The following is a 6,366-nucleotide window of genomic DNA, read 5'->3' as shown; positions in this document are numbered from 1 at the left end:
GGGGGAGCATCGCAAGGCGGAGCGTCGCCCGCGTACCGGATGTACTCGGGCGATGCGACAACGCGGCGAGGTGCCGTGCCGGGCGTCGCGAGCCGATGAATCTTTCCGGCCACAGCACTAGTCTTGTCAGACGTTCGTCTCCGACTGTCATGTGCGCGGCAGCCGAACTCATCCGCCACACATGGGATCCCATCGTGCTCTCCGCTCTGCGTCTGGGGCCAACGCGACGCAACGAACTACTCGTGCGTATCGCGGGAGTCAGCGACAAAGTTCTCACTCAGGCGCTCCAGCGCCTGCAGGCACGCGGACTCGTCATCATGGCGGGTAGCACCGGGCAATCGTCGGAACATTCCGGCATGGTTTACCAACTCTCGTCGCTCGGCGAGTCGTTCGCGAACGGAGCCCTGGCGTAGCTCGCGCAATGGGAGGCCGACAACCAAGCCGGACTCACCGATCCGTCAACAACCTCATGACCCGCAACAGTCGTTGAGTTACTCGCGGACGTGAGCGTTCACTGTGGGATGCGCGTCACCGCTGTCCGCGCCCAGGCCCGCGAGCAAGCGCAGCCCGTCCTCGGCGGGGCTGCCGGGAGCCGCGGACAGCACCAGCAGCTCCATGCCTGATTCGTCCGGTAGCGCGAAGTTCTCCTGGTGCAGTTCCAGCAGTCCGACCAGCGGGTGCCGATAGGCCTTGCGTCCATGTGTGCGGGCGCGCACGTCCGCGCGGGCCCAGAGGCGGCGGAAGCGCTCGCTGCCCATCGCCAGCTCGCCGATGAGCGAGGCCAGTCGGGGGTCCTCGGGGTATTTGCCGGCGGCCAGGCGCAGGTGCCCGACCACGTCGAGGGTGCATTTCTCCCAGTCCGCGTAAAGGCCGCGCTCGGCCTCCTCGAGGAAGATGTGCCGGGCGGTGTTCAGGCCCGGCATCGGCCGGCCGTAGAGGAGTCCGGCGAGGCGGTTCCCGGCGAGTACGTCCAGGCGGTGGTCCATGATCAGCGCGGGTGCGTCGGCGACCAGGTCGAGGACGCGCAGCAACTCCGGCCGGACCCGCCCGCCCGGCACCTTCGCGCGGCGGCGGCGCTGCCGCGCGAGCCGGTAGAGGTGCCCGCGTTCGGTCTCGTCGAGGCCGAGGACGCGGGCGAGCGCGTCGAGGACCTGCTCGGAGGGCTGGGTCGCGCGGCCCTGTTCCAGGCGTACGTAGTAGTCGACGCTGACTCCGGACAGATGCGCGACCTCTTCGCGACGCAGCCCTTCGACCCGGCGGCGGCTGTCGGTGGGGATGCCGACGGCCGCCGGGTCGACCCGGGAGCGCCGGGTCCGAAGGAAGCTCGCAAGATCGTCCATGCCCCACAGTATGCCCTCGGCGGTGCCCGTGAAGGTGGTCCTGCCATTACCAGGAAGTCCCGTCCGGTGGAAGAGGCGTCCCTGAACGCCGGGCGCCGCGGCGCCCAGAATCGACGGCACCCGATCCGAAGGAGTTCCCATGAAGACCCTGATCGTCTACGCCCACCCGGAGCCGAATTCGCTCAACGGCTCGCTGAAGGACCTCGCGGTGTCCACATTGCAGACCGCCGGGCACGAGGTACGGGTCAGCGACCTGTACGCGATGAACTGGAAGGCGGTCGTGGACGCCGCGGACTACGGCCCCAACGCCTCAAGTCCGCTGAAGGTCGCCCTGGATTCGGGCCGGGCCTTCGACGCAGGGACGCTCACGCCGGACGTCCTCGCCGAGCAGGAGAAGCTGCTGTGGGCCGACACGATCATCTTCCAGTTCCCGCTGTGGTGGTACACGATGCCTGCGATCCTCAAGGGCTGGGTGGACCGGGTGTTCACCTACCACTTCGCGTACGGCGTCGGCGAGCACAGCGACACCAAGTACGGCGAGCGCTTCGGTGAAGGCACCCTCGCGGGCAGGAAAGCTCTGCTGTCGGTGACCGCCGGCGGCCCGGAGTCACATTACGCCGCTCGCGGGATCAACGGCCCCATCGACGATCTGCTGTTCCCGATCCACCACGGCATCCTCTACTACCCGGGCATCGAGGTGCTGCCGCCGTTCGTGCTGTACGGTGCCGACCGGATGACCCGCGAGGACTACCCGGACGTCGCCAAGGCCTGGGAGCAGCGCCTGCTCACCTTGGAGTCGACCGAGCCGATCGCGTTCCGGCGGCAGAACTTCGGTGACTACGAGATCCCCTCACTGCACCTGAAGGAGGGACTGGAACCCGCGGGCCGCACGGGTTTCGCACTGCACGTGCGCGGCTGACCGCCGACGACGGACAGGACGAGCCGGGGCGCGAACCCGAGGACCAGTCCGCGGACCGTGGCGAACCACTCCGTCCCTGTCCGGGATGCGACTCCCGAAACGCCCTCTCTGGGGCCCGACGGCCCGCGGGCGTCACTTCACGAGTTGCGGGTAAAGGGTCTCGATGTCCGTGGTCGGCCCCGCCTTGACGCGCCGTGACAGGTCGTCGGCGAGCACCTCGTACGCTCCGGACTCGACTGCCCCGATGGCGAGCGCGGCGACATCCTTCGGCTGGACTTGGGCGCGTCGACGTCTGCTGCCATGTCGGTGTCGACGTACCCGACGTGCAGACCCGTCACATCGATGCCGCGCGGCTTCGGCTCCAGCCGCAGGTAGTTCGTCTGCAACCACAGGGCCGCCTTGGACGCGCTGCAGGAACCGGCGACCCCGATCCAGGAGAGGACGGAGTGGACGTTGAGAACGTGGCCGCCGCCGTTGGCCTCGACGATCGGCACGAAGGCGCAGGTGACCTGCAAAGGGCCGTAGAAGTTCGTCTGGGCCTGCACCTCGTCGCCGCCCTCGCCGACTCCTGGCACGCCCGTCCAGCGCTCGAAGGCAAAGCCGTCACCGCCGTCTTCCGGAGCGGCACCCGGAAGCCGGAGTCGGACTGAGGAAGGCTGCTTGCCGCCCCCACGGACGGCCGACCCCGCGGCCCTGGGCACCGCACTGCCGCACGGTCGGTGGTCGGCACGCAGGCGCGGGGCTGGTCACTTCTCGTCGTCGTGTGCGTACAGCTTCAGTACGGGAACGCCTACCGTATGACGGGCCCGGCTGGCCCAGTCGAGGTGGAGGAGTTCCTCGAGGAGATGCGGAGCGGTCAGAACGATCACCTCCTCGGCACCCGTCTGCTCGACCACCGATCGCAACAGGTTCAGGGGGTGGCCGCCGGCCAGTTGCCCGACGGACTCGCTACCGGCCGCCCGCAGGCTCTGGACCGAGTGTTCCAGTGCCTGGGCGGCCTGCTGCCGGGCTTCCTCGCCCTCCGGCTCCCCGCCTTCGTGGGCAGCCTGCTCCAGCTCTCCGAGCGCGATGTCGTCCAGAGAGCGCAGCAGCCGGTTCTCGGCGCCCCGTGGCTGCATGAGGACGACAAAGAACGCTTCGTCATCGTGGAGAGCGGTGACGAACTTGACGTCCGCCGCCGACAGCTGCTGCTCGATCAGAAGAACGCTGGTGAACATCTGGGTCCCAACCTCAGTGCGCCCCGGGCGAAGCGCGAACGGTGAGCAACGGTAGCGTCCCACGGTTCAGGACCTGATCTTGGCCTGGTGAGCGCAGGGCCCGGCATGGGACGTGACGCGTCCGGAGAAGGTGCGGACACCGACGCCTTCGCCGCCATCTGGGCGGATGCCCAGGATGCGATGGCCGCCACCCTGGCAGACGGGGCGAGCCCGGACGGTTCGGTACAGGTGTTCAGGGCAGCGGTCGCGAGCTCGTGTTCGCCGCGCCATGCGCGTGCGACTTCCGCCGCAGCTATTGCCCCGACCACCGACAGACCGAGATCGAAGCTGAGGCGCAGCGCACGCGATCGCTGCCGGCGAGGCCGGCAGCGATCGCGTTGGCGTTCATTCGTACCGTGCCACGCCCGGCGCGAGCCACCGTCTCGTCGCTCGTCCGTGCCGTTCGGTCCACCCGCCTCGGCGCACAGGGGGCCTACCGAACCGCGCGGGCCTTATTCCACGAACTCGGGACCCGTAGGTCGTCGTCGCGGGGCATGGGACAGCGATCCGCCGAAGGTCACACCACCCGTGCCGCGGCGATCGGCCGGTCGGCGACCGTCAGGTTCTCCGCCGTGGTCTTGCTGGTGTTGACGCTCCACCGATAGCGCGAGAACTCCCCAGTGGCGTCGGAGGCGTAGAACATCATGTGACCGATGCCGACGCCCTGGAAGTTCTCCCCGGTGACATTGCTGACCATGCGGCTGTCCGGGTACGCCGGGTAGTTGGACAGGCCGTACACGCCGTGCGGGTCGGACGTGCAGTCGATGATCTCGACGGCGAACTGAGTCTCGCCGGTGAAGTCGGCGGTGCCGGTGAAGGTGCCCTTCACCTCGCGGACCATCACGATGTGGCCGGTGTTGTCCGCGACCTGGCCGTTGTAGTCGATCGCGATCAGGTCGCCCGGCCGCAGGTCCGTCACCTTGCGGATGCGCCGGAAGTGGGGGCCGGCCGTACCGTCGGCGAAGGCTTTGCGGTAGTCCGCGGCCTCCGGGACGGTGTCCTGGAAATACTTCGTGAAGTAGTCGTCCGTCGCCCAGCCGTAGGTGTGCTTCAGCACCCGCGTGAGGAAGGACGAGCAGCGGGCGTGGGCGATCCACGTCGTCGCGTCGTCGGGAGTGCCCCATGTCACGGACGACGGGGAGCCGATCAAGTATACGTTGTTGGCGCGGGCGGTCCGGCCGCTGATGACGGCGACCTCGTCGGCGGTCAGTGCGCGGCCGTAGGCGCGAACGTCATCGACGGCGCCGTTGAAGCGGTTCACCGGGGCGCTGTTCCACTTGCCGCGCCCGATGTTGAAGCCTTCCGTCGCAGCCCAGGACAGGGTCGAGTCCGCGCTGCCCTCCAGCGTGCCGTTGACGTAGAGGTGGATCTGCGCGCCGTCCCAGACACCGGCCAGATGCGTCCAGAGGCCCGGTGTGGCGGGGTTGGCCGCCAGGGCGGAGACCTTCGTGCTCTGGTCCGCGCTGCGCGCTTTGAACGCCCATGTGCCGGCTGTGTCGTCGTACTGGAGGAGGAAACGGCTCGCCATCGAGCCGTCCTGGCTTACTGCGGTGTACATGGTGGAAAGACTGGCTGCGTCCGACAGACGCACCCACGCCGAGACCGTGAACGGTGCCGTCGTGTCCAGGACCGAGCCCGTGGCCGCGTACGCACCCGGCGTGCCGTCCAGGCTCAGCTCGCCGCCGGCCCGCAGCGTCGTCCACGTTGCGCCCGAGCCGAGGGTGACGGAGCCCGCGTAGCCCGACCGGTCGGCTGCCGTGCCGTCCAGCGGCCAGTGACCGACCAGACCGTCCGGCAGGTGACCGGCCGCCAGCAGACGCTGGTACTGCACCATCTGCTCGGCCTGCAGTAGATGCGGCACCGACACCGGCGTGAACGGTGTGTCCAGTGGCGCCTCGGCCGCAGCCGTACCGGCGCTCTGTGCCACGCCCGCCAGTGCTCCGACTCCCACGAGCGCGGCCCCGCCCAGCAATCCGCGTCTGCTGACCACTCCGGCCATTGCGTCCCCTCCCCGAACAGGCCGATCGGCTATGACCGGCCCGTGTTTTCAATGATCGGGATGAGTCTAGCCAGGTGTCGAATGCCCGTCTGACCAGTCATCCGCTTTCTGCGCATCGAGAGTTCGGTGAGTGCCGAACCGTCCGGCCGGTAGCGTGCGGAGTCCTGTGCGGGAGATGCCCGCGCTGACGATGCCGGAGGCCCCCTATGCCGGAGACGGACCTGAAGCAGCAGCTCGTCGAGCGGTTCCAGGAGGTCAACGGTGATCATCCGATGACCGATGCGGATGACGTATATGTCAGCGCGCAGTTCGTTTCCCTTGAGGAACTGTGCGCAGTCCATGGCCGCGAAGCCGACGCGGTCCGCCGGCTGATGCTGGGGCAGCGTCTGCCGCTTCCGGGATATCTGCGCTCCGACGGTGCTGAGATGGTGCCGGCCGACCTGTTCGCTCTCGCCGACGAGGCCGGCGGCGTAGAGCTGCTCGAAGCGTGGTTCATCGCTCATTGGGCCGACCCGGTCACCGGGAAGGCGGAGTGGCATTCGTATCTCAGCGGACAGTACGTGTGTCTGCACTCGGTGACCCCGGCCACCATTCAGCGCAAGGCTTACCTGACGACCGCGATCGGTGCCGCAGCGAACGAGCCGGACGCCGGTTCAGCGCAGTGGTCCGAGCGGCTGCACGCTCTGGTCGACGAACTCGACGCCCTGGAACCGGCGTTCACGGCCTATGACCGTCTCCGGTTCGGCGGACCCACGTCCCGGGACACCTGCATCGACGCCATGCGCGCCCGCTTCCCGCGTCCTTGACCCGCAGCCGTGGGTGGCGTTCTGCGGATGGGTCGGGTCGTTGGCC

General features: G+C 68.5%; 6 protein-coding genes and 1 pseudogene. 3 read left to right on the top strand and 4 right to left on the bottom strand.

Going from position 1 to position 6,366, the window contains the following annotated elements:
- Nucleotides 1-95 precede the first annotated feature (95 nt).
- A complete protein-coding gene (locus ACZ7L1_RS37160) occupies nt 96-413 on the top strand; it encodes a winged helix-turn-helix transcriptional regulator (protein ID WP_471443874.1) in 318 nt (105 codons plus the stop codon).
- Nucleotides 414-491: 78 nt separating this feature from the next.
- Here the strand turns inward: ACZ7L1_RS37160 and ACZ7L1_RS37155 are convergent, their stop codons facing one another.
- The gene (locus ACZ7L1_RS37155; RefSeq protein WP_471443872.1) at nt 492-1,340 is read right to left on the bottom strand and encodes a helix-turn-helix transcriptional regulator; all 849 of its coding nucleotides are present in this window, start codon (nt 1,338-1,340) and stop codon (nt 492-494) included.
- A gap of 139 nt (nt 1,341-1,479) precedes the next feature.
- Between ACZ7L1_RS37155 and ACZ7L1_RS37150 the strand changes: the two genes are divergently transcribed.
- Nucleotides 1,480-2,259, top strand: a complete 780-nt coding sequence (locus ACZ7L1_RS37150; RefSeq protein ID WP_471443870.1) for an NAD(P)H-dependent oxidoreductase — start codon at nt 1,480-1,482, stop codon at nt 2,257-2,259.
- Nucleotides 2,260-2,391: 132 nt separating this feature from the next.
- Here ACZ7L1_RS37150 and ACZ7L1_RS37145 read toward each other — a convergent pair.
- From ACZ7L1_RS37145 to ACZ7L1_RS37135, 3 genes and pseudogenes are all read right to left on the bottom strand, one after another.
- Nucleotides 2,392-2,795 (bottom strand): annotated as a pseudogene (locus ACZ7L1_RS37145) (SDR family NAD(P)-dependent oxidoreductase); the annotation flags it as partial.
- A gap of 210 nt (nt 2,796-3,005) precedes the next feature.
- Nucleotides 3,006-3,476 carry an indole-3-glycerol phosphate synthase gene (locus ACZ7L1_RS37140; protein ID WP_471443868.1) on the bottom strand — a complete coding sequence of 157 codons (471 nt, stop codon included), beginning with the start codon at nt 3,474-3,476 and terminating at the stop codon, nt 3,006-3,008.
- 556 nt (nt 3,477-4,032) lie between these two features.
- On the bottom strand, nt 4,033-5,514 hold the full coding sequence (locus tag ACZ7L1_RS37135; protein WP_471443866.1) for a LamG domain-containing protein: 1,482 nt from the start codon (nt 5,512-5,514) through the stop codon (nt 4,033-4,035).
- A gap of 206 nt (nt 5,515-5,720) precedes the next feature.
- Here ACZ7L1_RS37135 and ACZ7L1_RS37130 point away from each other — a divergent pair, with 206 nt between their 5' ends.
- The gene (locus ACZ7L1_RS37130) at nt 5,721-6,320 is read left to right on the top strand and encodes a DUF6058 family natural product biosynthesis protein (protein ID WP_471443864.1); all 600 of its coding nucleotides are present in this window, start codon (nt 5,721-5,723) and stop codon (nt 6,318-6,320) included.
- Nucleotides 6,321-6,366 lie beyond the last annotated feature (46 nt).

This window comes from Streptomyces sp. NPDC107546 (assembly GCF_055639175.1).
The sequence above is the reverse complement of the archived record's forward strand: the minus strand, read 5'-3'. Positions and strand labels throughout refer to the sequence as shown.